This is a genomic window from Streptomyces sp. NRRL S-350, assembly GCF_000719705.1.
Classification (GTDB): domain Bacteria; phylum Actinomycetota; class Actinomycetes; order Streptomycetales; family Streptomycetaceae; genus Kitasatospora.
In genome coordinates this window covers 206,988-232,889 of the sequence record NZ_JOHO01000002.1, presented here as the reverse complement: position 1 = coordinate 232,889, position 25,902 = coordinate 206,988, and the positions used below count along the sequence as shown (strand labels likewise).

Here is a 25,902-nt window from a genome sequence, read left to right as displayed (position 1 = left end):
AGCACGGGGGCCGGGCCGGGCGCCACCTCTATGCTGCAAAGATCAGATGACCAGGAAAGGCGAGGCCGTGCCAGTCACCGACGAGGCGATCGAGAAGATCAAGGCCATGATCGTGAGCGGCGAGCTGCGCCCCGGCGCGAAGCTTCCGAAGGAGGCCGACCTCGCGGAGCGGCTCGGCCTCTCCCGCAATTCGCTGCGGGAGGCGGTGAAGGCCCTGTCCCTCATCAGGGTGCTCGACGTGCGCCAGGGCGACGGCACGTACGTGACCAGCCTGGAGCCCGAACTCCTGCTGGACGCGCTGGCGTTCGTCGTCGACTTCCACCAGGACAACACGGTGCTGGAGTTCCTGGAGGTCCGCCGCATCCTGGAGCCCGCCGCCGCGGCGATGGCCGCCCGGGTGATGTCCGAGGAGGACATAACCGCCCTGCGGGACGTGCTGGAGGACCTGGACGGCACCGCGCCGCTGGAGGAGATCATCGCGAACGACCTGGAGTTCCACCGCAGGATCGCGGCCGGGTCGGGCAACACCGTGCTCTGCTCGCTGATCGACGGCCTGTCCGGTCCGACCACCCGGGCCCGGATCTGGCGCGGGCTGACCGAGGAGGGCGCGGTGGCCCGCACCCGGCAGCAGCACCGCGCGATCTTCGACGCCATCGCCGACCGCCGCCCGGAGGTCGCCCACGCCTGGGCGACCGTGCACGTCGCCGGGGTCGAGCAGTGGCTCCGCGAGACCCTCGGCGAAGCGGGCTCGGCGCTCGGCTGACGGCGGGGCAGGCGACGCCCGGCGACGGGGCGCCGCCGGTCGGCCTGCCCGGCCCAGCCGACCCGGGCAGGCCGAAGAGCCCGACGCGGATCGATCCGATGAATATCCCCCCTCATCGCCAAGGCGGCCGCACGGGGATCGGCCCGGTCGAGACGCGGAACAGCCCTCACGATCGGCGATTTGACAGCAAAAGGCCTTTCTGAACTGGGGGTTGGCCGAGCCGTACGGGAATCCACTGCGCTTCGACGGGGCCTGGACCGGGATCGACGGGCGGTGTCGACCGCCGACAATCATCGGACATATCGCCGTCCGACGTCTTGACAGCGCACCGGCACGGCCGCGATACATGTACCTGGCTCGCGGAGTCCACCCGTAGCGAGCGATCCAGGACGAACGGAGCTCCCGTGACACGACCCATCAGTCGGCGAAACGTCCTCACCGGTCTGGCAGTTGCGACCGCCGCCACCGTCGTCGGCCCCGTCGGAACCCTGGCCGAAGCCGCCCCGGCCGAAGGCGCCACGGCCCGAGGCGCCGCGACCGGAGGCGATCCGCTGCCCCTCGTCCCGTTACGCATCCCGAAGCTTGACCAGGGGGCCTGGCAGCAGCCCGACAGCAGGATCCAATGGATGCGCGACAACAAGCTGGCCATGTTCATCCACTGGGGCGCCTACGCGGTACCCGCCCAGGGCGAGTGGTACATGTTCTACTCCAAGACCAAGCCCAGCGCCTACCGGTCGCAGTACGCCGCTCCCTTCGCCGCCCGGTCGCAGTCCGTCGACCCGGCCGCCTGGGCCCGACTGGCCACGGACCTCGGCGCCGGCCACGTCGTCCTGACGACCCGCCACCACGACGGCCTCGCGCTGTGGCCGAGCCGCCACCCCAACGCCTGGACCACCGGCTCCGCACCGTTCCCGGCCGGCACCGACTTCGTCAGGAAGTACGTGGACGCCGTCCGCGCGGCCGGGCTGCGGGTCGGGCTCTACTACTCGCCGATCGACTGGCGCTACCCCGGCTACTACGACGTGAGCGGGGCGAAGCCGCCGAACCCCGCCCTCACCGCCGACTGCGTGCTGCCGGGCAGCCCGTACCCGTGGAACCACGAGGGCACCGACCCGGCCGGCTTCGACTACCACGAGAACGCCCGGACCCTCAAGAACGAGGTCTACCAGTCCGTCAAGGAGCTGGTCACCGACTACGGCGCCGTCGACGACATCTGGTGGGACGGCGGCTGGGTGGCGCAGCAGGGCACCGACGCCCAGGGGTCGTTCTTCTGGGAGCCCGGCCAGTACCGGGACCAGGCCAACGGCTGGCCGGTGGACCCGGCGTACGGCGAGAACGAGCCGGGCACCGGCACGCCGCTGGGGCTCACCGGCCTGGTGCGCCGGCACCAGCCGAACGCGGTCGCCACGTCGCGCTCCGGGTGGGTGGGCGACTACGACATCGACGAGGGCACCGGCGTGCCGAGCGGGCCGATCCGCTTCGGCCGCCTGGTCCAGAAGGCGTTCAGCGTCGGCGGCAGCTGGGGGTACAGCGGCGACAACGCCATGCCCCTCTCCTCGGCGATGGCCCTGCTCGTCAACTCCTTCGTCCGCGACATGTGCGTGATCGTCAACGTCGGCCCGGACGCGACCGGTACGGTCCCCGGCAAGCAGGCGGCGCTGCTCCGCCAACTCGGCGGGTTCATGAGCGCCAACCGGGAAGCCCTCTACAGCACCCGTGGCGGCCCGTGGAACCCGGTGGACGGCCAGTACGGCTTCACCTTCACCGACCGGACCGTCTACGCGCACCTGTTCTCCGGCTACAGCGGCGGCGGCAGCTTCACCACCCCCTCGCTGGGCGACGCCCAGGTCACCTCGGTCTACGACGTGGTCTCCAGGAACCCGCTCCCCCACCGCCCGGCCGACGGGAACAGAGTCACCGTCACCGGCATCGACCGCACCCGCTTCCCCGACGACACGATCGTGGCGATCGTGCTCGACCGGCCGGTGGTGCCGACGGACATCGCCCGCGGCTGCCCCGCCAGGAGCGACAGCGTGGAGACCGCCCACGGGAACCTGGCGGGCAACGCGGTGGACGGGGACACCTCCACCCGCTGGTGCGCGGCCGACGGCGGCACCGGCCACTGGCTGCAGGCGGACCTCGGCCGGGTCCGGCCGGTCACGGGCGTCCGGATCGCCTGGGAACTGCCCGGGAAGGCCTACCGCTGCCGGATCGACGGATCCGCCGACGGGTCGACCTGGTCGACGCTCGCCGACCTGACCGGGAACACCGCCGCCGCACAGGTGCAGACCACGACGTTCACGGCCCGGACCCGCTACGTCCGGGTGACCGTCACCGGTCTGGACACCGGCGCCTGGGCGTCGATCCGCTCCCTGGAGGTGTACGACCGCGCGTTCCTGGACCCGTCCGTCTCCGGCGCCGGCTCGGCGCGGCCGCTCGACGGCCAGCGGGGGCTCGGCAGCTAGCGGGAGGCAGTGCCCCGGCCCTGGCCGTCCAGGTCCGTGCCGGCTCGCCGCGCCCCGTCCTCGACCGTTCGGGCGCGGGCCGCACGGGCGGGCACGGCGGGCACGGGCGGGCACGGCGGGCACGGGCCGGGCTCCGGCGAGACGGTCAGGGAAGGCGGCAAACGGCCCGGCGGGCGAGATCGGCGCCGACCTCCCCGAGCAGTCGCCGGGTCTCGGCCATCGCGGTCGCGGGGCCTCCGGCCCGGCCGGCGAGCGAGTGGACCGAGGTGATGCCGTGGGCCGCCAGGTCGGCGGGCGAGACCTCCACCCGGCCGGCGACGGCGGCGACCGGGACGCCCGCGCGGCGGGCCCGCGCGGCCACCCCGATCGGCGCCTTGCCGCGCAGGCTCTGGGCGTCGAGGCAGCCCTCGCCGACCACCACGAGGCCCGCCCCCGTCAGCGCGGCGTCCAGGCCGAGTTCGGAGAGCAGCACGTCGACCCCCGGCTCCCGCCGGGCTCCCAGCACCAGCGCCGCGAAGCCGGCGCCGCCGGCCGCTCCGGCACCGGGCCGGTCGGCCAGGTCCACTCCGGTGCGGACCGCCAGCAGCCGGGCGAACCGGTCGAGCCCCGCTTCCAGCAGCGCGACCTGGTCGGCGTCCGCGCCCTTCTGCGGGGCGAAGACGGCCGCCGCGCCGTCCGGTCCGAGGAGGGGGTTGTCGACGTCGGAGGCCAGGACCAGGCGGGTGTCGCGCAGGCGCCGGTCCAGACCGGTCAGGTCGACCGTCTCCGCGTCGGCCAGGGCGGCGCCGCCGGGCGGGAGTTCGGCACCGGCGGCGTCGGGCACGCGCGCGCCGAGCGCCCGCAGCAGGCCGGCCCCGCCGTCGGTGGTGGCGCTGCCGCCGACGGCCAGGACGACCTCCCGGCAGCCCAGGTCCAGTGCGGCGCGCAGCAGTTCACCGGTGCCGTAGGTGGACGCGGTCAGTGGCGCGGGCCGGCCTTCCGGCAGCAGGTGCAGCCCGGATGCCTGGGCCAGCTCGACGACGGCCCGGTCGCCGCGCACGGCCAGCCTGGCGTCGACCGGTTCACCGGTGGGGCCGCTCACCCGCACGGGCACGGCCCGGAAGCCGGCCGCGAGGAACGCCTCCGCCGTCCCCTCCCCGCCGTCGGCTACCGGCACCTCGCGGACGGGCAGTTCGGGCGCGGCCCGCCGGATCCCCTCGGCGAGCCAGCGGCAGGCCTGCACCGCGGTGGCCGAGCCGCGGAACTTGTCCAGGCAGAGCAGGATCCGTCGGGGCGCGGACTCGTCGATGGGTGACACGGCGCCAACGTAGCAGGAGATCCCATGTCCTGGAAGGAGAGAGGTGCCGGCCGCCTCCGGGAGGAGCCCGGCGCTCCTCGAATTCACCTTCCTGACCTGGGAATCAGTGATTCGGGGCCCGTTGCCCCCTGGACTCCCCGGCCCGCACCTTCTATAAATCCATCCCATGACGCAAGGTAATGTGAGCGCACCCGATCTGCGCCGCTTCCCGCGGCGCACCGTCCACCTGGACTTCCACACCAGCCCCGACATCCCCGACGTCGGCCGGGACTTCGACCCGGCGGCCTTCGCCCGGACCTTCCGGGACGCCCACGTCGACAGCGTCACCGTCTTCGCCAAGTGCCACCACGGTCGCCTCTACTACGGCACCGACCGGCCGGAACGCCACCCCGGCCTCGCCCCCGGCCTCGACCTGCTCGCCGAGCAGGTCGACGCCCTCCACTCGGTGGGCATCCGCGCGCCGATCTACCTGTCCCTCCAGGTCGACGAGTACGCCGCCCGGGAGCACCCCGAGTGGGTCGCGCACGACGAGAACCTGAAGATCGCCCGCTGGACCGACTCGGCCTTCGAGGCGGCCTGGAACATCCTCGACATGTCCAGCCCCTACGCCGACCACTTCGCCGACCAGTTGGACGAGGTGTTGCGCCGCTTCGCCCCGGTCGACGGGATCTTCATCGACATGTGCTGGAACCAGCCGAGCGTGAGCCGCTGGGCGGTCGACGGGATGCGCCGCGAGGGGCTGGACCCGGCCGACGCCGACCACCGGGCCCGCTACGCGAACCTGGTGGCCCAGCGCTACATGGCCCGCTACTCGGCGATGGTGGAGAAGGCCCTGCCGCCGGACGCCGTCCAGGGCGTCCACTTCAACGGCCGCCCGAAGACCGGGCTGGCGACGGAGCGGCAGTTCGTGCGGCACGTCGAGATCGAGGGGCTGCCCACCGGCGGCTGGGGCTACGCCTTCCTCCCGTACGTGGCCCGCTTCGTCCGGCCGCTGGGGCTGCCGACCCTCAGCCACACCGGGCGGTTCCACGAGAGCTGGGGGGACAACGCCGCCCTCAAGCCCCGGGCGGCACTGCTCTACGAGAACAGCCAGATGCTGAGCCACGGCCTGACCAGCGGCGTGGGCGACGTGCTGCACCCTCGGGGCGTCCCCGCTCCGGCGGTGTACGACCTGATCGGCTCGGTCTACCGGCACATCGAGGAGTGCGAGCCGTTCGTCGACGGCGGACGGATCGTCAGCGAGGTCGCCGTGGTCGTCGACCCCGGCCTCGGCGACCACCCCGGCGCGAGCAACATCGGCGCCGTGCGGGCGCTGCAGCAGCTCCGCGTCCAGTTCGACGTGGTCCCGCCGAGGGCCGACCTGGGCGGGTACCGGGCCGTCGTGGTGCCGGAGAGCACCCCCGTCGACGACGACCTGGCCGAGCGCCTGGGCGCGTACCGCCGGGCCGGCGGTGCCGTGCTGCTGGTCGGGGCCGCCCTGCTCAGGAACGGGACGGAGCCCGCTCTCCCCGGCCTCCCGGTCGAGGGGCTGGCCCCGGCTCCGGCCGGCGAGGTGTTCCTCGCCTGCCAGGGCGTCCCCGGTGTCCCGGAGGACTTCCCGATCATCAGCCACGGCTCCCGGCTGACCGCCCGGGCGCTGCCGGGAGCCGAGGTCCTGGCCCGGGTCGTGGCGCCCTACTTCCCGCGCTCCTGGGACCGCTTCTGCGGCCACTCCTACACTCCCCCGGCCGACCCGACCGACGAGGCGGCCGTCGTCGTCGGCGACGGGGTGGCCGTGGTGGCCGTCCCGCTGCTGACGGCCTTCCACGAGCACGGCCTGGAGGCGTACCGCCGGCTGCTCGGCGCCGCCCTGGACCGGCTGCTGCCGGATCCGCTCGTCCGCGCCGGCGGGCCGGTCCACCTGGAGACCACCGTCGTGCGGACCGCCACGGGCACCGTGGTGCACCTGACCAGCTTCGTCCCGTCCCGGGAGACCCCCGAGCTGGACCTGGTGCACGACCCGTTCCCGCTGGTCGACGTGCCCGTCGCCGTCCGGAGCGCCGCCGCGCCGCGCTCGGTGCGGCTGCAGCCCGCCGGGCGGGAACTCGCCTGGGAGCACGACGGCGCGTACGTCCACGTGAGCGTCACCACCGCGGACGGGCACGCGATGGTCGTGGTCGAGCACGACTGACAGCCGGCGGAGCGTCCGGGCGGGGGCGGCGCCGGTTCATCCCGCCGGCAGCAGGGTGGGGTCCGCCATGATCCGGCGGATGGTCGTCTGTGCCGCGCCCAGTACGGGGCCGCGCCGCCCCAGGGCGGACGGGCGAAGCGCCTCCGGATCCCACGGCCGGACGGTGACCCGGTCGGCCAGCTCGGCGCGCACCGACGGCAGCAGCCATGCGGCGAGTTCGGCGTAGGTGCCGCCGAGGACGAGGCCGTCCGGGTCCATCAGGTCCACGGCGGAGGCGAGGGCGAGGCCCAGGGCGCGCCCCGCGCGGTCCAGCGCGTCCAGGGTCGGCCGGTGTCCGGCGCCGGCCCACTCGGCCAGCAGGGCGACGGGGTCGCCCGGCAGGGCGGCCGCCCCGGACGGCGCGGGGCCGTGCCGCGCGGGGTCGCGCGGGCGGAGCCCGGCCTCGCGCAGCACGGCCGCCTGGCCCGCGTACTGCTCCAGGCAGCCGCGCGCGCCGCAGGCGCAGGCGAGGCCCTCGGGGTGGACGGGGACGTGCCCGAGTTCGCCCGCGAAGCCGCGGGCGCCGCGGAACAGCTGCCCGTCGATGACGAGGGCGGCGCCGATCCCGGCCTCGGCGGACACGTGGACGAAGGTCTCCGCCGGCTGGCCGGCGTTCCAGTACTCGGCCAGCGCCCCGAGGTTGGCCTCGTTCTCCGGCTCGGGCACCGTTGCCGGGTCGGGCCAGTGGTCGGCGAGGCGGACGGCGTGCCAGCCCAGGTTGGGCGCGCGCTCGACCCGCCCGCCCGGTCCGTTGGGCACCACCCCGGGGACGGCCAGGACCCGGCCCGCGACGGTCAGCCCGAGTCCGGCGGCCTCCGCCTCGGCCTCGGCGGCGAGGGCGGCGACCTCGGCCAGCACCTGCCCGGCGGGCCGGCCCGCGTTGGACCGTTCCACCCGGCGCCACACCCTGGGCACGCCGCGCAGGTCCGCGACGCAGGCGCCGAGGTGCGTGACGCCGATCTCCAGGCCCAGGCCGGCCGGGCCCTCGTCGCTCACCGCCAGGGCGCGGCCGGGGCGGCCGACCCGGCCGCCGGACGCGGTCTCCGCCTCGGTCAGGGCGCCCCGCCCGATCAGCTCGTCGACCAGCGAGGAGACGGCGGCCCGGGTCAGGCCGACGCGTCCGGCGACGTCCGCCCGGGACAGCGGGCGGTACCCGTCGGACGGCGGCCCGGGCGAACGTTCGGGCGAAGGTTCGGACGACGGGCCGGGCAGCGGGTCGGCCAGCGGGTCGGAGCGCCGGCCGTGCGCGGCGACGGCGCCGAGGACCACCGAGAGGTTCCGCCGGCGCATGTCCTGTTGCGACGCGGGCCCGCTCCCCGTACCGCCCATCGCCTTGCCGACCACCGTCACGCGCCGCCCCTCCTACCGGTCCTGCGCCGGGGCTCCCTGCAAGGCCCCGGCCCGACGCAGGGTATCGCCGATCCGTTCGAGAGCGTCCTCGTCCTTCGCCACCGGCTCCAGCAGCGGGCCCTCGGCGGTCCGCCAGCGGCGCGCCACGGCGTCGGCCGGCTCGCCGGTGAGCAGCGCGGCGGCCTGGGCGGCGGCGCCGAGCGCGACCAGCTCCTGCGCGTCGGGGATCCGGACGGCCCGGCCGGAGAGCCGCCGGACGGTCCGCTGCCAGGCGCGGCCCCGGGCGCCGCCGCCGATCAGCAGCAGCGGCTCGTCGCCCGGGAGGTCGTCGCCGCCTTCGCGCAGCACGTCGTCCAGCGCGGTGAGCAGGGCGTGGGCGGCGCCGTCGTAGGCGGCCTGGAGGAGCCGGCCCGGGGTGGTGTCGTGCCGGAGGCCGTGGACGAGCCCGGAGGCGCCCGGGAGGTCCGGTGTGCGCTCGCCGTCCAGGTAGGGCAGCACGACGACGGAGCCGCCGTCCTCGACCTCCTCGCGCCCGCGCCCGAGGAGGGCGGCGAAGCGGTCGACGGCGAGGGTGCAGTTGAGCGTGCAGGCGAGCGGCAGCCAGCCGCCGAGCGCGTCGGCGAAGCCGGCGACGGTCCCGCTCGGGTCGACGGGCCTCCGCCGGCCGACGGCGTAGACGGTTCCGGAGGTGCCGAGGCTGAGCACCGGCTGCCCGGGCCGCAGGCCGAGCCCGAGGGCCGCCGCCATGTTGTCGCCGGTGCCGGTGGCCACCAGGGCGCCCTCGCGCAGGGCCGTCCCCGCGCGGACCACGCCGGCCCGCGCGCCCGGCGGGAGGACCTGCGGCAGCAGCGCCAGGTCGAGGCCGATGCGGCCGAGAAGGTCCTTGTCGTAGCCGTCCGGCCCCCACCAGCCGGTGCCGGACGCGTCGCCGCGGTCGGTCACCGCCTCGCCGGTCAGCCGCTCGGTGAGGAAGTCGTGCGGGAGGCGGACGCCCACGACGCGGTCGACGGCGGCGGGCTCGTGGGCGCGCAGCCAGGCCCACTTGGCGGCGGTGAAGGCGGCGGTCGGCAGGCTGCCGGTGCGGCGGACGATCTCCGCCGGGCCGATCGCGGCCCGCAACTCGGCGGCCTGGGGGGCCGATCGGACGTCGTTCCACAGCAGGGCCGGGCGGACGGGCGCGCCGGCCGCGTCGAGGGTGACCAGGCCGTGCTGCTGGCCGGCGACGGAGACGGCGTCCGCGCGCTCGGCCCAGCCCGTCCGGGCGGCGGCCTCCTCGAGGGCTGCCCACCACTGCTCGGGGTCGCTCTCGCGGCCGGCTCCCTCGCTGACGGTGTGCGCGGCGCGGCCCTCGCCCAGGACGGTTCCCGTGTCGATGTCGACGGCGAGGGCCTTGGTGGACTGGGTCGAACTGTCGACGCCGATCACGACACGCTGCTCAGCCATGCGTTCCTCCGGTGGGGGTTCCTTCTGACGTCCCGGCATACTAATTTGTTGAGAGCCCTGACAAACACCCCTCGGCACTGATCCGGAGCCGCTCCATGTCCAGCGACGCGCTCGCCCCCACTCCCGCCCACAAGTTCACCTTCGGCCTGTGGACCGTCGGCTGGCAGGGGCGCGACCCCTTCGGCGACGCCACCCGCCCCGCCCTCGACCCGGTCGAGACCGTCCGGCGACTGGCCGGGCTCGGCGCCTACGGCGTCACCTTCCACGACGACGACCTGATCCCCTTCGGCTCCAGCGACAGCGGCCGCGAGGAGGCCGTCAAGCGCTTCCGCTCCGCGCTGGACGCCGCCGGGCTGAAGGTGCCCATGGCGACCACCAACCTCTTCACCCACCCCGTCTTCAAGGACGGCGCGTTCACCGCCAACGACCGCGACGTGCGGCGCTACGCGCTGCGCAAGACGATCCGCAACATCGACCTGGCCGCCGAGCTCGGCGCCTCGGTCTACGTCGCCTGGGGCGGGCGCGAGGGCGCGGAGTCCGGCGCCGCCAAGGACGTGCGCACCGCGCTCGACCGGCTCAAGGAGGCCTTCGACCTGCTCGGCGAGTACGTCGACCAGCAGGGCTACGACCTGCGGTTCGCGATCGAGCCCAAGCCCAACGAGCCGCGCGGCGACATCCTGCTGCCCACGGTCGGCCACGCCCTCGCCTTCATCAACGAGTTGGAGCGGCCCGAGCGGGTCGGCGTCAACCCGGAGGTCGGGCACGAGCAGATGGCCGGGCTGAACTTCCCGCACGGCATCGCCCAGGCCCTGTGGCACGGCAAGCTGTTCCACATCGACCTCAACGGCCAGTCCGGCATCAAGTACGACCAGGACCTGCGCTTCGGCGCGGGCGACCTCCGCCAGGCCTTCTGGCTGGTCGACCTGCTGGAGTCGGCGGGCTACGACGGCCCCCGGCACTTCGACTTCAAGCCGCCGCGCACCGAGGACTTCGACGGCGTCTGGGCCTCGGCGGCCGGCTGCATGCGCAACTACCTGCTGCTGGCCGAGCGCTCCCGGGCCTTCCGGGCCGACCCGGAGGTCCAGGCCGCGCTCGCCGCCTCCCGGCTGCCCGAACTCGCCCTCCCCACGGCGGCCGACGGCCTGGCCGGCCTGCTGGCAGACCGCTCCGCCTTCGAGGAGTTCGCCGTCGACGCCGCCGCCGAGCGCGGCATGGCCTTCGAGCAACTCGACCAGCTCGCCCTCGAACACCTCCTCGGCGCCCGCTGAGCAGGACACGGCACCTCCCGGCGGGGGGCCCGCACCGTGCGCACGCCCGGTGCGGGCCCCCCGCCATTCGGCCTGGCCGACCTGACGTTCCCGGCCGGGTCGGCCCGCACCGCCCGGGAACGTCAGGTCAGCCAGGCCGCGACCTCGGCTCCTTCCCGCACGAACACGGGGATGCGTGCCAGCGGGGCGTCCGCGTCGAGCGTCGTCCCGCCCTCCAGCACGCGCCCGGTGAGCGGGTCGAGCCAGCGGGCACCGGACGGCAGGTACACCCGGCGGGCCCGGGCGCCCGCCTCGTACACGGGTGCCACCAGCACATCCGGGCCCAGCAGGAACTGGTCGTCCACGTCCCAGGCGCGCTCGTCCCCGGGGAAGTCGAAGAACAGCGGGCGCATCGGCGGGGCGCCGGCGCGGTGGGCGTCCTCGGACAGCCTCCCCAGGTACGGGCGCAGCCGCTCGCGCAGCACCAGGTGGTCGCAGAGGATGCCGTACGCCTCCTGACCGTACGACCAGACCTCGTTCGGCCCGCCGGTCATGTCCGCGGAGAAGGCGGGGAAGTTGGGCTCGCGGTCCCCGTGCAGCCGCATGACGGGGCTGAAGGTGCCGTACTGGAACCACCGGATCAGCAGCTCGCGGTACGCGGGATCGTCCGGGTCCCCGCCGAAGAAGCCGCCGATGTCGGTGTTCCACCAGGGGATGCCGCTCATCGCCACGTTCAGCCCGGCCCTGATCTGGCGCCCCAGGGAGTCGAAGGTGGTGGGGATGTCCCCGGACCACAGCAGGGCTCCGTGGGCCTGGCTGCCCGCCCACGCGGAGCGGACCAGCGACAGCGGCCGGTCCTCGCCCGCCGCGCGCAGGCCGTCGGCCACCGCGCGGGCGTGCTCCAGCGGGTAGAGGTTCGCGGCCCCGGCGGCCGGCCCGGCCGCGTAGACGGCGCGCTCGGCGACGCCCGGGGGCACGTCGGGCTCGCAGGCGTCCAGCCAGAAGCAGGACACGCCCAGCGAACGGTAGTTGTCGTCCAGCCGCTGCCACAGTGCGGCGCGGGCTCCGGGGTGGGTGGCGTCGTAGTACGCCATCGGGCGGATCAGCGCGTCCCCGGCGTACCGGGACGGCCACGGGAAGGTGAGCAGGCCGCCGTCCGCGTCCCGTACGAGGTGTCCGGCCGTGCGCAGTTCCTCGTACGTGTCGCTGCCGGGCTCGACGGTGGGCCACACCGAGACGGCGAGCCTCACCCCGAGGTCCGTCAACTCCTTGACCATGGCGGCGGGGTCGGGCCACTCGCTCTCCTCGAAGCGCCAGTCGCCCATCCGCGGCCAGTGGAAGAAGTCGCAGACGATGACGGACAGCGGCAGTCCGCGTTGCTTGTACTGCCGTGCCACCGCCAGGAGTTCGTCCTGGGTGCGGTAACGCAGCTTCGACTGCCAGAAGCCGGACGCCCACTCGGGCAGCAGGGGCGGGCGCCCGGTGGCCCCGGTGTAGGAGTCCAGGATCCGGGCCGGGGTGTCGCCGACAGTGATCCAGTAGTCGATGCGCCCGCCGGCGTCGGCGGTCCACCGGGTGGTGTCGGCGCCCAGTTCGACCCGGCCCGTGGCGGGGTTGTTCCACAGCAGTCCGTAGCCGCGCGAGGAGTGCAGGAAGGGGACGGCCACGACGGTGTTGCGCTGGACGAGGTCGATCACGCAGCCCTTCTGGTCCAGGCGTCCGTGCAGGTGCTGACCCAGGCCGTGCAGCCGTTCACCGTCGTAGGCCTCGAAGAACTGCTCGGTCCGGCCGCCCGGGGCGTGGACGCGGGGGCCGGCGTGGTACGCGGACGGATTCCGCTCGGCGAGGAGTTCGCGGCCCGATGCGGCGTCGCGGAACGTCAGCCGGCCGTCCGCCGAGGCCTCGACCGCGATGCGGCCGTTGACCAGCCGGGCGCAGCCGTCGTCCGATGCGGAGACCTCGGCGTGCGGAGCGGGCGGCGGGGTTCCCAGTGCGCCGGGGGCCGCGGGGTCGACCGTCCCGGACGAGGCCCGCACCCGGACGGCGTCCGGCCCCCAGGGCTCGATGCGGAGGACCTCGCCGGCGGTGTGCCGTTCCAGACCGCCCGCGCGGAGGGTGTAGGGCAACGGTCGCTCCTCTTGTTCTTCTCTCGGATGACGGAAGCGGGCAGGCCGACACCCGGGCGCCGTGCTCGCGGGCGGCGTACCTACCCCAGCGCCCGGAGCCCGGCGACGGCTTCGCCGAGCACCCGGCGGCAGAACGCGAGGTGGTCCCCGCCGTAGCCGCGCGGGGCGCACTCCACGACGAGCAGCAGGCCCAGGTAGAGCCGGTAGCGCGCGGGCGGGTGCGAGGGGCGGGGCCCCGCTGGCCCTGGGGTGGCGCGCGGGGCCCCGCCGTCCGGGGTCGGCCTCAGGCCGGGAAGGGCAGCTCCGCCTCACCGGTGCCGGCCGGGCGGACGTGCAGGGCGCCGTCCGGGCCGCCGATGCGCAGCTGCCAGGAGTGGGGGCTGTCGGTGGTCACCCGGAGGCGGTCGCCGGTGCGGCGCAGGTGGAAGCGGGCGGCCTCGCCGGGGCCGTCGCTGCGCGGGATCACGACGGTGCGCTCGGCGCCGTCGGTGAAGGCGTGGACGCGCAGTTCGACGCCCTCCGCCCAGGCGGACACCGGACGCTGGTCGTCCGCCCCGAACGGGATGACGGAGTCCGGGCGGGCGAGCACCGGCAGCGTGTGGAAGCCGTGCTGCTCGCGCGCCCAGCGCGGGCCGGTGACCTCATCGCCCGTCAGGACGTTGGTCCACGTCCCCTCGGGCACGTAGTACTCGACCGTGCCGTCCTCGGTGAAGACGGGGGCGACCAGGAGGTCGTCGCCGAGCAGGTACTGCCGGTCGAGCGTGGCGGCGGCCGGGTCGTCCGGGAACTCCAGCACCATCGCCCGCATCACCGGGAGGCCGGTGGCGTGGGCCTGCTGCGCCGCGCGCTGGAGGTAGGGCGCGAGCCGGTGCTTGAGCAGGGTGAACTCGCGGGTGACGGCCACTGCCTCCTCGCCGAAGTCCCACGGCACCCGGTAGGACTTACTGCCGTGCAGGCGGCTGTGGGAGGAGAGCAGTCCGAACTGGGTCCAGCGCTTGAAGACCGCCGGGGTCGGGGTGCCCTCGAAGCCGCCGATGTCGTGGCTCCAGAAGCCGAACCCGGACAGGCCCAGCGACAGCCCGCCGCGCAGGGACTCCGCCATCGCGTTGAAGTGGGACTCGCAGTCGCCGCCCCAGTGCACCGGGTACTGCTGGCCGCCGACGGTGGCGGAGCGGGCGAACAGCATCGCCTCGCCCTCGCCGCGCACCTCGCGCAGCAGCTCGAACACCGCCTCGTTGTACAGCTGGGTGTAGTAGTTGTGCATCCGCTCGGGGTCGGAGCCGTCGTGCCAGACCACGTCGGTGGGGATGCGCTCGCCGAAGTCGGTCTTGAAGCAGTCCACGCCGACGTCCAGCAGGCCGCGCAGCTTGTCGAGGTACCAGGCGGTGGCGGCCGGGTTGGTGAAGTCCACCAGGGCCATGCCCGGCTGCCACAGGTCCCACTGCCAGACGCTGCCGTCCGCGCGCCGCACCAGGTACCCCTCGCGCATGCCCTCGGCGAACAGCTCCGACTTCTGCGCGATGTACGGGTTGATCCACAGGCAGATGCGCAGCCCCTGCTCCTTGAGCCGGGCGAGCATGCCCGCCGGGTCCGGGAAGGTGTCCGCGTCCCAGCGGAAGTCGCTCCACTGGTACCCCCGCATCCAGAAGCAGTCGAAGTGGAAGACGCTGAGCGGGATGCCGCGCTCGGCCATGCCGCCGACGAAGCGGTTGACGGTGGCCTCGTCGTAGTCGGTGGTGAACGACGTCGTCAGCCACAGGCCCAGCGACCACGCCGGCGGCAACGCCGGACGACCCGTCAACGCCGTGTACCGCTCCAGGACCTGCTTGGGCGTGGGGCCGTACACGACGAAGTACTCGACCGACTGGTCCTCGACGCTGAACTGCACCTGCCCGACGGACTCGGAGCCGATCTCGTAGCTGACCTTGCCCGGGTGGTTGACGAAGACGCCGTAGCCCCGGTTGGTCAGGTGGAACGGGATGTTCTTGTACGCCTGTTCGCTGCTGGTGCCGCCGTCGGCCTGCCAGATGTCGACCACCTGGCCGTTGCGGATGAACGGGGTGAACCGCTCGCCGAGGCCGTAGACCAGTTCGCCGACGCCCAGGGAGAGCTGTCCGAGCATGTGGTGGCCGCCGTCGGCGTCGGTCACGAAGCCGGTGCCGCGTTCGCCCACCGAGGTCAGGACCCGGCCGCCGGCCGTGAACTCCATCCGCCACGGGCCGGAGGTGTCGACCCGCAGGGTCAGCTCGCCGCTGCAGAGCTCGACCGCGTCGCCGTCCCGGCGCACCTTCCCCACGCCCTGTTCGGCGCCGGGCAGCGCGAACGCCGGCCGCTGCCGCACCGAGCCGGCGTGGTGGGTGGTGCGCACGCCGATCACGCCCTCGGCGGGGGACCAGCACTCGACGGTCAGCAGGGGGCTGTTCAGCGTGTCGCCGCGGCCCCGTACGTGCTTCACCGGCGCGTAGAGGGTCATCCGCTGGTCGTCGGCCCGGACGTCGGCGACCTCGGCGGCGTAGCGCGCGGTGACACCCGGGCGCATCAGCCAGTAGCCGTCGGTGAACTTCATCGGGTGGGTTCCTCCGTCCGCGCGCGGTGCGCGGTGATCAGGCCCCGGTACCAGTGGTAACTGTCCTTGGGCGTGCGGGTCTGGGTCTCGTAGTCGACGCGGACCAGGCCGAAGCGCCGGTCGTAGCCGTAGGCCCATTCGAAGTTGTCGAGCAGCGACCACACGTAGTAGCCGCGCACGTCCACCCCGGCCGCGACGGCGTCGGCGACGGCGGCGAGGTGGCCGGCCAGGTAGTCGATGCGTTCCGCGTCGTGGACGCGGCCGTCGGGGGTGACGCTGTCCGTCTCGGCGGAGCCGTTCTCGGTGATCCACACGGGCGGGAGCCGCGGGTAGCGGTCGTGGAGGTCGCACAGCAGCTCGGTGAGGGCGCCCGGGACGACCGGCCAGCCCATGGTGGTGTGCCGGGCGCCGTACGGGTCGGTCTCGGCGGCGCCGATGTCCACGGCGGTGCGCAGTTCGGGGTCGGCGGTGTGGTGCGGGGCGTCGGCGATGGTGATCGGCCGGTAGAAGTTGATGCCGAGGAAGTCCAGCGGGGCGCCGATCACCGCCAGGTCCCCGGGTTCGCGCCAGGGGCCGTCGGCGAGGCCCGCCCAGGTCTCGGCCTCGTGCTCGGGGTAGCGTCCGGAGAACAGCGGCTCCGTCCAGACCTCGTTGTGCAGGACCTCGGCGCGGCGCAGCGCGGCCAGGTCCTCGGGGCGGTCGGAGGCGGCGTGCAGGCGGTCGAGGTTGAGGGTGATCCCGACTTCCCGGGCGCCCGCGGCGCGCAGTTCCCGGACGGCGAGGCCGTGGCCGACCAGCAGGTGGTGCGCGGCCGCCAGCGCGCCCCGGCCCTCCTGGGCGCCGGGCGCGTGCCGGCCCACGGCGTAGCCCACGAAGGCGGAGCAGAACGGCTCGTTGAGGGTGATCCAGCGTTCGACCCGGTCCCCGTAGCGCTCGGCGACGACGGCCGTGTACTCGGCGAACGCCTCGGCGGTCTCGCGGACGCGCCAGCCGCCCCGGTCCTCCAGGGGCTGCGGCAGGTCCCAGTGGTACAGGGTGGCGGCGGGCCGGATCCCGGCGGCCAGCAGTTCGTCGATCAGCCGGTCGTAGAAGTCCAGGCCCTTGGGGTTGACCGGGCCGGTGCCCTGCGGCACGACGCGGGGCCAGGCGATCGAGAACCGGTAGCCGTCGACGCCGAGCTCCCGGAGCAGGGCGACGTCCTCGGGGTAGCGGTGGTAGTGGTCGCAGGCGGTGTCGCCGGTGGCGCCGTCGAGGGTGCGGCCGGGGGTGCGGCTGTAGGTGTCCCAGATGGACGGGCCCCGGCCGTCCTCGTCGTGGGCGCCTTCGATCTGGTAGGCGGCGGTGGCGGCGCCGAAGCGGAACCCGGCGGGCAGCTCCGGGAAGGCGGGGGTCACAGCTCCGGCTCCAGGCCGCGGTCGAGCAGCCAGGACAGTTGGACGGGCGGGTTGGAGCCGCAGCCGCCGGAGTGGTCCGCGAAGGGCCAGACGGTCATGGTGCGGTCCTCTCCCGCGTAGTGGTTGAAGGCGGCGTACACCGTCCGGGGCGGGCAGACCGGGTCCATCAGGCCGACGCTGAACAGGGCCGGTGCGGTGGCCCGCTGGGCGAAGTTGACGCCGTCGAAGTAGTCGAGGGTGTCGAAGGTCGGCTGCACGCGGTGCCGGCTGTGCCAGCGCAGGTAGCTGACGATCTCCTGGTACGGACCGTCCAGGGCGATCTGCGCGGCCTCGCGGTAGTGGCACAGGAACGGGACGTCGGGCATCACCGCGGCCACCCGGTCCCCGGTGAGCCCGGCGGCGGCGAGGGCCAGGCCGCCGCCCTGGCTGCCGCCGGCCAGGACGATCCGGTCGGGATCGAGGCCGGGCAGTTCCGCGACGGCGTCCACGGCGCGCACGCAGTCGGTCATCAGCCGCCGGTAGTAGTGGTTCTCCGGGGAGTCGATGCCGCGGGTCATGAAGCCGCCGACGAACTGGGTGCCGTCGCCCACGCCCCGGTCGGGGGTGTCGTGGCCCTGTCCCCGGCTGTCCATGACGAGTTGGGCGTAACCGGCGGCGGGCCAGAACAGGTGCTCGGTGGGCAGGCCTCGGCCGCCGGAGTAGCCGATGTAGGTGACGACGACCGGCAGCGGGCCCGTCACGCCGCGCGGGCGCAGCAGCCAGGCGGCCACCGGCTCGCCGTTCCAGCCGGGGAACCGGACGTCGTCGACCTCGACGGTGCGCAGTCCGTACTGCGCGGTGACGCGTTCGGCCTTGACGGCCCCGCCGTGGGCGCGGGCTTCGGCGAGGGTGCGCTGCCAGAACTCGTCGAAGTCCTGCGGCATGGTCGAGTCGGGCCGGTAGCTGCCGAGTTCGTCGAGTCCGAAGTCGGTGAGCGGCATGCGGGTTCCTCCGGGTGGGGCGGTGCCGAGGTGGGGTGGTGGGGCGTGGGCGGGGGTGCGGGCCGCCTCCGGGCGGCGCGTCACGTCGGGGTGTGAGCGGGTGCGGCAGTGGGCGACGTCTCCCCGCTCGCGGGCCGGGCAGGAGGGGTGGCGGCCCGCCCACCCCATGGGCGGGCCGCCGGTCCGTGGGGCGGCAGGCCTCAGTCGGCCGGGTCGAAGCGGAAGGCCGCGAGCCGGAAGTCGCCGTGCAGGGTCACGCTCAGGTCGTGGACGCCTTCGAGCGCTTCGGCGAGGTCGGCGGTGACGGTCGTCCAGGTGTGGCGGTCGCCGGTGACGGGCACCTCGACCTCGGCCAGCAGCCGCTCGTCCGCCCGGACTTCGAGCCGCGCCCCGCCGGTGCCGGCGTCCTCGCGGGCGGTCTCGACCGCGATCCGGGCGGCGCCGGAGAGGTCGGCGTCGCGGAAGAGGAGCGTCGCGGGCTGCGCGGGATCGGTGGGCGTGACGGCGTCGCCGTCGGTGCGGGTGGCGTCGACGATGGTGACGTCCGTGTGGTCGTCGAAGTCGACGGCCTGGGTGCGGCGGCGGACGACCGCGCGGGGTGCGGCGGCCGGGCCGGTCACGGTGAGGGGCGCGGTGAGTTCCGGGTGGCCGGCGGACCGGGCGACGATCACCTCGTAGCCGCCGGGGTCGACGGCGAAGGCCCCGGTGGCGACGTCCCAGTGGGCGAACCGCTCGGCTGGCAGCCGGAACGTCAACTCGCGGCTCTCCCCCGGCTCCAGCCGTACCTTGCGGAAGTCGGCGAGCCGCTGCCGGGGTGCCTCGTAGCGCGCCGCCACGGCCCGGACGTAGACCTGGACGACCTCGCTGCCGGACCGCGGGCCGGTGTTGGCCAGCGTCACCGTGGCGTCGACCGAGCCGTCCTGGCCGATCTCCGGCTGGGAAAGCCGCAGGTCGCGGTAGGCGAACTCGGTGTACGACAGGCCGTGCCCGAACGGGTAGAGCGGGGTGGCCCGGTGGTACTGGTAGGTCCAGCCCGCCTTGATGATGTCGTAGTCGAGCGGGGCGGGCAGCGGGTCGTCGCCCCGGTACCAGGTCTGCTGCAGGCGGCCGGCCGGCTCGGCCTCGCCGAGCAGCACGTCGGCCAGCGCGTGGCCTGTCTCCTGCCCGCCGTGGGAGGTCCACACCACGGCGGGCAGGTGCTCGTCGGCCCAGTCGAGGGCGTAGGGGTAGCTGCTCATCACGACCAGCGCCGTCTCGGGGCGGACGGCCGCGACGGCGCGCAGCAGGTCCTCCTGCCCCTCGGGCAGGTCGATGTCCGCGCGGTCCTCGGTCTCCCGGCCGTTGATCATCGGGTGGTTGCCGAGGACGACGACCGCGACGTCCGCGTTCTCGGCGGCCGCCCGGGCCTCGGCCGCGCCGTCGCGCACCAGTTCGCGCTGCCAGCGTTCGGCGTCGTCCGGGGTCTCGGCGGTGACGGTGACCCGGCCGTCGGCCGGGTCCACGGCGGCGTAGCGTCCGGTGAACACGGAGCGCAGCAGCACGGTGTCCGCACCGGCCGGTTCGAGGTGGAAGGTCTCCTGGACGAACCAGCTCTTGAGCAGTTCCTGGTCGGCGACCAGGGTGGCGTCGTCCTTGAGACTCAGGTAGCGGCCGGTGTCGGCGTCGCTCAGGGTGAGGGCGCCGCCGCCCCAGTCGACCACGTCGAACGCGGACTTGCCGAGCAGTTCGCCGGTGGTGGCCGAGCGCAGGGTGATCCGGTCGGAGCCCTCCACGCGGACCACCTCGCCGCCGTGGGCGCCGAGCGCCGCGGCGAGGCCCGCGGCGACGCTGACCTGGTACGGCATGGTGCCGCTGTACCAGTCCTCGAAGAGGGAGTCGGCGAGCGGGCCGATGACGGCGATCCGCGGGGTGCGGGCCGGGTCGAACGGCAGCAGGCCGTCGTTCTTGAGCAGGACCGCCGACTCGGTCGCGGCCTGCCGGGCCAGGGCGCGGTGCTCGGGGCTGTCGATCACCTCGGGGCCGGTGCCGGCGTACGGGTCGAGCTCGGGGTCGAACTCGCCGACCCGGAAGCGCACCTCGAACTGCCGGCGGACCGCGCGGTTGACGTCCTCCTCGTCGATGAGGCCGCGCTCCAGGGCCTCGCGCAGTCGGCCGACCGGGACCGCGCTGTCGTCGTTGTGGTCGGTGAAGCTGTCGATGCCGGCCTTGAGCGCCGCCGCGTGGGATTCGGCGTGGTCGTCGAAGTAGTGCTCCGGGTCGACCAGGTTGGACGGCGCCTCGGCGTCGCTGACCACGAACAGCTCGTGGCCGGTCGGCCCGGCCCAGCGGCGCAGTTCCGCCTCGATCAGCGGACTGACGTGGCACGGGCGGCCGTTGACCAGGTTGTAGGCGGCCATCGCGCCGCTCGCGACGCCGGCGGCGACGACGGGCCGGAACGCGGCCAGGTCGTACTCCTGCAGCACGCGCGGGCGCAGCCCGGAGGAGGTGGTGCAGCGGTCGTCCTCGTTGTTGTAGGCGAGGAAGTGCTTGAGCACCGGGGCGGTCCGCAGGTAGGTCGGGTGGTCGCCGGTGAGGCCCCGGCAGAACGCCTCGCCGAGCCGGGCGGTGTGCACCGGGTCCTCGGAGTAGCCCTCTTCGTTGCGCCCCCAGCGCGGGTCGCGCAGCAGGTTGAGCACGGGGGCCCAGGCCTGCAGGGAGTTCGCTCCCCGCTCGGCCGCCGTGCCGACGGCCGGCGGGCGGTGGTAGTGGAAGGCGCGCAGTTCGGTCGAGACGGCGGCGGCGACCCGGCGCACCAGGTCCTCGTCCCAGGTGGCGCCGAGTCCGACGGCCTGCGGGAAGACGGTGGCCACGCCGAGCCAGGAGACGCCGTGCAGGCCCTCGGTGCCGGTGCGGAAGGGGGCGATGCCGAGCCTCGGGACGGCGGGCGAGTACTGGTGCAGCATCGCGAGGCGTTCGTCGAGCGTGAGCCGTTCGACCAGGTCGTCGACACGCTTGCGCAAGGGCAGCGCGGGGTCACGGAATGCGGGGAGGTCGGCTGCGGACTCGGGCACGGAACTCACGTGGAATACCCCTCGGGCGGGTTCGGCTCGGTGGTTCTCCGATGGATTGGCATCGAAGCGCTTCGACGCTGACACGCTCCGAAGGGCCTGTCAACTCCCCAGGACGCAAAGGATTTTGGATTTGTTCACCCTCTTGCTCAACCGGAAACGCGTCGTTAGTCTCGCCGAAACATCCAAGCGCTTCGACGCTTCGGCGGAGATCCGCGCTTCGACGGAGAAGGGCTCCCCACCATGAGAACCGGGTTGAACCGCAGGAGCTTTCTGACCACTGCTGCCACGGTCGCCGGAGCCGCCGCGATGGCGCCCCTGCTGTCCGCCTGCGGCGGCGGCTCGACCAAGAAGGCCGGGGCCAACACCAAGGAGGGCCTCAAGGCGGCCCTGCCCGCCTTCGTCCCGAACCCCAACGCGGTCAAGCCGGACATCGCCCCCGTGCAGGGCGGCGACGGCGCCGTGACAGACCCCGCCTACCTCTCCTACCCGGCCGCCCCGCCCACCAGCGTCTCCGGTGTGCCGGGCAAGGGCGGCAGCTACACGGCGGTCACCCCGATGTGGGGCACCGCCCCGCAGGCCGGCAACTCCTTCTACCAGGCGATGAACAAGGCGCTCGGGGTCGAGCTGGCCATGAAGCCGGCGGACGGGATCAACTACGGCACCATCATCCCGACGATGACGGCCGCCAGGAAGCTGCCGGACTGGATCAACCTGCCGTCCTGGATGAACGACCAGTTCAACACCGGTGGCCTGACCGGCACCCAGCTCGCGGACCTGACCCCCTACCTGTCCGGCGACAACATCAAGAAGTACCCCAACCTCGCCTCCATCCCCACCGGCGCCTGGCAGCACGGCGTCTGGGCCGACAAGCTCTACGGCATCCCCTGCTTCTCCACCGGTTTCGGCATCCCCGGCGCCACCTTCTACCGCCGGGACATCCTCGAAGCCCGGGGCATCACCGCCGACCAGGTCAAGTCCGCCGCCGACCTGATGAACCTCGGCAAGGAGCTGACCGACGCCAAACGGGGCGTGTGGGCCTTCGACGACGTGTGGACCTACCTCCAGTTCACCTGGAACGTCCCCATGAGGTGGAGGATCGACAACGGCAAGCTGGTCCACCCGTTCGAGACCCAGGAGTTCCTGGAGGCCGTCGACTGGCACTACCGCCTGGCCACCTCCGGCTACATGCACCCGGACGCGCTCGCCGGTGACGTCTCCAACGGGTCCACCCGCTTCTACAGCGGCAAGACGCTCATCGGAGGCGGTGGACTCGGCGCCTGGAACCTGGCCGACCACCAGTCCGGCACCGCCGCGGACCCCAACTACCGGCGCGGCGCGTTCAACGCCATCACCGCCGACGGCACGGGCACTCCGGTGATCTACACGGGTGCCGCCGCGAGCATGATCAGCTACCTCAACGCCGATCTGAAGCCGGCGCAGGTCGAGGAGCTGCTCGCCGTCGCGAACTACCTCGCCGCCCCCTACGGCACGGCCGAGTACACCCTGGTCAACTTCGGAGTCGAGGGCGTCCACCACACCCGGATGAACGGCGTACCGACCCTCACGGAGGAGGGCCAGAAGAACGTCCAGGCGACGACGTACCCGTTCCTGGCCGCCGCCCCCTCCGTCCTCAGCAACCCGGGCGGCGAACAGATCACCAAGGACTACGCGAGCTGGTCGGCCGCCAACGTCCAGTACCTGCGCAAGCCGCCCTTCTGGGGCATGAACCTCAGCATGCCGCCGGCCATCGCCACGGCCTCGGCCGCGACCGGCGTCAACGACACCCTCAAGGACTGCTACCACGGCAAGAAGAAGGTCTCCGAGTTGCAGGACGCCATCGCCAGCTGGCGCTCCGGCCCCGGGGAGCGGCTCAAGCAGTGGATGACCGACAACGTCCTCAACAAGTACGGCTCCGGCCAGTGAGCACGGCGACACCGAAGCGCCCCACCGCACCGGCGCGCCTCGGCTGGCGGATCAGGCTGAAGCGCGACAAGTCGCTCCTGCTGATGACGATCCCCGCGGTCGTCCTGCTCCTGGTGTTCAACTACGTGCCGCTGTTCGGCGTCGTGACCGCCTTCCAGGAGTACGACCCGCTGGTCGGGGTCTGGCACAGCGAATGGGTCGGCTTCGACCAGTTCCAGCAGCTGTTCGGCGACCCGGGCTTCTGGGCCGCGATGAAGAACACGCTGTACCTGAGCTTCGTCCAGCTGGTCCTCTTCTTCCCGGTCCCCATAGCCCTGGCCTTGCTGCTCAACTCGGTGGTGAGCGAGCGGATCCGCAACTTCTTCCAGTCCGTGGTCTACCTGCCGCACTTCTTCTCATGGGTGCTGGCGGTCACGATCTTCCAGCAGATGCTGGGCGGCGCCGGCGTGCTCAACCAGTTCCTGCGCCAGCACGACATCGGCACCTGGGACATCATGACCAACCCGCACACCTTCGCGCTGCTGGTCAGCTCCCAGGTGATCTGGAAGGAGGCGGGCTGGGGGATCATCGTCTTCCTCGCGGCGCTGAGCGCGATCAACAGCGAGCTGTACGAGGCGGCGGCCGCGGACGGCGCCGGCCGGTTCCGGCGGATGTGGCACATCACGCTGCCGGGCCTGCGCGGGGTGATCGTGCTGATGCTCGTCCTGCGGCTCGGCAACGCGCTGTCCGTCGGCTTCGAGCAGTTCCTGGTGCAGCGCGACGCGGTCGGCCACGAGGCGGCGGACGTCCTGGACACCTTCTCCTTCTACTACGGCATCGCCACCGGCGGCTACAGCTACGGCGCGGCGGCCGGGCTCTTCAAGAGCGTGGTCTCCCTGCTGCTGATCTGGGGCGCCAACAAGCTGGCGCACGCCTTCGGCGAGGACGGGCTGTATCGCAAATGACCAACGCACTCACCGCCCTGAGCTCGCGGGGCCGCAAACACCGCACGACGGCGGCGGCCACCCGCCGCCGGGCCCACTCCGCCCGCCCGCCCTGGGAGGAACCGCCCACCGCCGTCGGCCAGGCCGCCAAGGGGCTCACGCTCGGCGGAACGCTCGCCGTCATCCTGGTACCGCTCTACATCATCGTCCTGACCAGCTTCTCCACCCCCGGCGCCATCAACCGGGCCGGCGGACTGGTGATCTGGCCGGACGGCCTGACCACCGAGACGTACCGCCAGATGCTCAGCGACGAGACGATCGTCACCGCACTGGGGGTGAGCCTGGGCATCACCGTGGTCGGCACCGCGATCTCCATGATCGTCTCCGTCCTGTGCGCCTACGGCCTCTCCCGGCCGCGCTCCCTCGGACACCGCTTCGTCCTGCTCCTGCTGATCATCACGATGTTCATCAGCGGCGGCCTGATCCCGAGCTTCCTGGTCGTCACGGGCCTCGGCGGCTACGGCCAGTGGTGGTCGCTGATCCTGCCGAGCGCGGTCTCCGTCTTCAACATCCTGGTGCTGCGCGCCTTCTACCAGGACACCTCCTCCGAACTGATCGACGCGGCCCGGATGGACGGCGCCGGGGACTGGCGGATCCTGTGGTCCGTCGTCCTGCCCACCTCACGCGCCGTCACCGCCGTCACCGCGCTGTTCTACGCCGTCGGGTACTGGAACTCCTTCTTCAACGTCATGCTCTACATGCCGACGGACGGTCAGAAATGGCCGTTGCAGTACGTGTTGCTCACCTATGTCAACCGGGCCAACGGCATGCCGGGCGTCGTCAACTCCGGCTTCGGCAACGGCCAGGCCCAGACCGCGCCGCTGTCCCTGCAGATGGCGGTCGTGGTCCTCACCCTGGTACCACTGGTGATCGTGTACCCGTTCGTGCAGAAGCACCTGCGCACCGGCGTCCTCACCGGAGCGATCAAGGGCTGAGCCGTCCGCGCGAGGCCCGACGGGCCCCCCATGGACCGGGAGCGGTCCCCGCGGACCTCCCCGTCGCACGAACGGGACCGCTCCCCACCGGAACGACACGAAGGAAGCGACAGCGATGGTGACACTCGCCGATGTGGCCAGGCACGCCGGCGTCTCGTCCAGCACGGTCAGCTACGCCCTCAGCGGCAAGCGTCCGATCTCCGACGAGACCAGGGTCCGCGTCGAACGGGCCATCACGGACCTCGGCTACCACCCCAACGCGGGCGCCCGGGCCCTGGCCGGCAAGCGCTCGCACATCATCGCCCTGGTCGTCCCGCTCCACCCGGAGGTGTACGTGCCGACGATGATGGAGATCGCCATCGCCGTCACCGTGGCGGCCCGCGAGTTCGGCTACGACGTCCTGCTGCTCACCAACGACGAAGGCCCCGAAGGGGTACGGCGGGTCGCCGCCACCGGGCTCGCCGACGGGGTCATCCTCATGGACGTCCGGCTGGACGACGACCGCGTCCCCGTCCTGCGGGCCCAGGGCATCCCGGCCGCGCTCATCGGCCTGCCCGACGACCCCGACGGACTCTCCTGCGTCGACCACGACTTCGCCACCGCGGGAGCCCTCTGCGCCGACCACCTGGCCGACCTCGGCCACCGCGACATCGCCTTCATCGGCTACAGCAGCGCCGTCTACCGCCGGCACGCCGGCTACGCGGAGCGCACCCTGAACGGCTTCCGCGCCCGCGCCGAACGACGCGGCCTGCGCTTCCTCCACCGGCCGTGCGAGGGGACGTACGAGAGCACGGCCGGCACCCTCGCCCGCGTCCTCGCGGACCGACCGGACACCACCGGATTCGTCGTGCAGAACGAGGGCGCGATCGGCCCACTGCTCAACCTGCTGCGCGCCAGCGGGCGGACCGTCCCCGAGGACGCCTCCGTGGTCGCGATCTGCCCCGCCGCCATGGCGGAACAGCACGCGCCCCAGCTCACCTCGGTGAGCGGCCCGAAGAAGGAACTCGGGCAGGCCGCCGTCGAGCAGGTCATGGCGAGGATCGCCGCCGCGGCCGCGGACCGCGAGCCCCAGGACGAACTGGTCCTGATGCAACCGGAACTGGTGATCCGCGAGAGCACCGCCCCGGCGCCCGGCCGCAGCTCCCAGCACTGACTCCCAGAGGGACGGACT

At 73.4% G+C, this 25,902-nt stretch carries 16 protein-coding genes and 1 pseudogene; 9 read left to right on the top strand and 8 right to left on the bottom strand.

From position 1 onward, the window contains the following. Positions 1-67 precede the first annotated feature (67 nt). From IF30_RS50730 to IF30_RS0102465, 3 genes and pseudogenes are all read left to right on the top strand, one after another. A pseudogene (locus tag IF30_RS50730) lies at positions 68-395 on the top strand (FadR/GntR family transcriptional regulator); the annotation flags it as partial. Beyond that, positions 386-763, top strand: coding sequence for a FadR/GntR family transcriptional regulator (locus IF30_RS50725; RefSeq protein WP_420791117.1), 378 nt, complete (start codon positions 386-388; stop codon positions 761-763). The pseudogene IF30_RS50730 and the gene IF30_RS50725, both read left to right, overlap by 10 nt. A gap of 404 nt (positions 764-1,167) precedes the next feature. Continuing rightward, the gene (locus IF30_RS0102465; RefSeq protein WP_051709039.1) at positions 1,168-3,228 is read left to right on the top strand and encodes an alpha-L-fucosidase; all 2,061 of its coding nucleotides are present in this window, start codon (positions 1,168-1,170) and stop codon (positions 3,226-3,228) included. A 145-nt stretch (positions 3,229-3,373) separates the two neighbouring features. On the opposite strand, the gene IF30_RS0102460 is transcribed toward IF30_RS0102465, so the two are convergent. Beyond that, positions 3,374-4,525: a glycerate kinase gene (locus IF30_RS0102460; RefSeq protein WP_037898698.1), complete on the bottom strand. Its 1,152-nt coding sequence runs from the start codon at positions 4,523-4,525 to the stop codon at positions 3,374-3,376. A 166-nt stretch (positions 4,526-4,691) separates the two neighbouring features. Between IF30_RS0102460 and IF30_RS50115 the strand changes: the two genes are divergently transcribed. Further along, the gene (locus tag IF30_RS50115; protein WP_078891069.1) at positions 4,692-6,695 is read left to right on the top strand and encodes an alpha-amylase family protein; all 2,004 of its coding nucleotides are present in this window, start codon (positions 4,692-4,694) and stop codon (positions 6,693-6,695) included. A 36-nt stretch (positions 6,696-6,731) separates the two neighbouring features. On the opposite strand, the gene IF30_RS0102450 is transcribed toward IF30_RS50115, so the two are convergent. Together IF30_RS0102450 and xylB are read right to left on the bottom strand one after the other, a co-directional pair. Then, entirely contained in the window at positions 6,732-8,063 is a 1,332-nt protein-coding gene (locus IF30_RS0102450) for an ROK family protein (protein ID WP_030231220.1), read from the bottom strand. A gap of 33 nt (positions 8,064-8,096) precedes the next feature. After that, positions 8,097-9,527, bottom strand: coding sequence for a xylulokinase (gene xylB, locus IF30_RS0102445; RefSeq protein WP_030231217.1), 1,431 nt, complete (start codon positions 9,525-9,527; stop codon positions 8,097-8,099). Between the two features lie 95 nt (positions 9,528-9,622). Between xylB and xylA the strand changes: the two genes are divergently transcribed. Next, positions 9,623-10,795 carry a xylose isomerase gene (gene xylA / locus IF30_RS0102440; protein WP_030231216.1) on the top strand — a complete coding sequence of 391 codons (1,173 nt, stop codon included), beginning with the start codon at positions 9,623-9,625 and terminating at the stop codon, positions 10,793-10,795. 122 nt (positions 10,796-10,917) lie between these two features. On the opposite strand, the gene IF30_RS0102435 is transcribed toward xylA, so the two are convergent. The 5 genes from IF30_RS0102435 to IF30_RS0102415 all read right to left on the bottom strand — a co-directional run bounded on the left by IF30_RS0102435 (position 10,918) and on the right by IF30_RS0102415 (position 20,899). Continuing rightward, entirely contained in the window at positions 10,918-12,900 is a 1,983-nt protein-coding gene (locus tag IF30_RS0102435; protein ID WP_030231215.1) for a TIM-barrel domain-containing protein, read from the bottom strand. A 283-nt stretch (positions 12,901-13,183) separates the two neighbouring features. Then, positions 13,184-15,466: an alpha-xylosidase gene (gene yicI, locus IF30_RS0102430; protein WP_030231214.1), complete on the bottom strand. Its 2,283-nt coding sequence runs from the start codon at positions 15,464-15,466 to the stop codon at positions 13,184-13,186. Continuing rightward, on the bottom strand, positions 15,463-16,860 hold the full coding sequence (locus IF30_RS0102425; protein ID WP_030231213.1) for a GH1 family beta-glucosidase: 1,398 nt from the start codon (positions 16,858-16,860) through the stop codon (positions 15,463-15,465). Before IF30_RS0102425 ends, yicI begins: the two co-directional genes overlap by 4 nt. Beyond that, positions 16,857-17,840, bottom strand: a complete 984-nt coding sequence (locus tag IF30_RS0102420) for an acetylxylan esterase (protein WP_030231210.1) — start codon at positions 17,838-17,840, stop codon at positions 16,857-16,859. Before IF30_RS0102420 ends, IF30_RS0102425 begins: the two co-directional genes overlap by 4 nt. Positions 17,841-18,040: 200 nt before the next feature. After that, a complete protein-coding gene (locus IF30_RS0102415; RefSeq protein ID WP_030231207.1) occupies positions 18,041-20,899 on the bottom strand; it encodes a glycoside hydrolase family 3 protein in 2,859 nt (952 codons plus the stop codon). Between the two features lie 231 nt (positions 20,900-21,130). Between IF30_RS0102415 and IF30_RS0102410 the strand changes: the two genes are divergently transcribed. The 4 genes from IF30_RS0102410 (at position 21,131) to IF30_RS0102395 (ending at position 25,884) form a co-directional block, all read left to right on the top strand. Next, positions 21,131-22,813 carry an ABC transporter substrate-binding protein gene (locus IF30_RS0102410; protein WP_030231204.1) on the top strand — a complete coding sequence of 561 codons (1,683 nt, stop codon included), beginning with the start codon at positions 21,131-21,133 and terminating at the stop codon, positions 22,811-22,813. Next, complete coding sequence (locus IF30_RS0102405) at positions 22,810-23,757, top strand: ABC transporter permease (protein WP_051709038.1); 948 nt, start codon at positions 22,810-22,812, stop codon at positions 23,755-23,757. Before IF30_RS0102410 ends, IF30_RS0102405 begins: the two co-directional genes overlap by 4 nt. Then, on the top strand, positions 23,754-24,731 hold the full coding sequence (locus IF30_RS0102400; RefSeq protein WP_030231199.1) for a carbohydrate ABC transporter permease: 978 nt from the start codon (positions 23,754-23,756) through the stop codon (positions 24,729-24,731). Before IF30_RS0102405 ends, IF30_RS0102400 begins: the two co-directional genes overlap by 4 nt. A gap of 115 nt (positions 24,732-24,846) precedes the next feature. Continuing rightward, entirely contained in the window at positions 24,847-25,884 is a 1,038-nt protein-coding gene (locus tag IF30_RS0102395; RefSeq protein WP_030231196.1) for a LacI family DNA-binding transcriptional regulator, read from the top strand. Positions 25,885-25,902 lie beyond the last annotated feature (18 nt).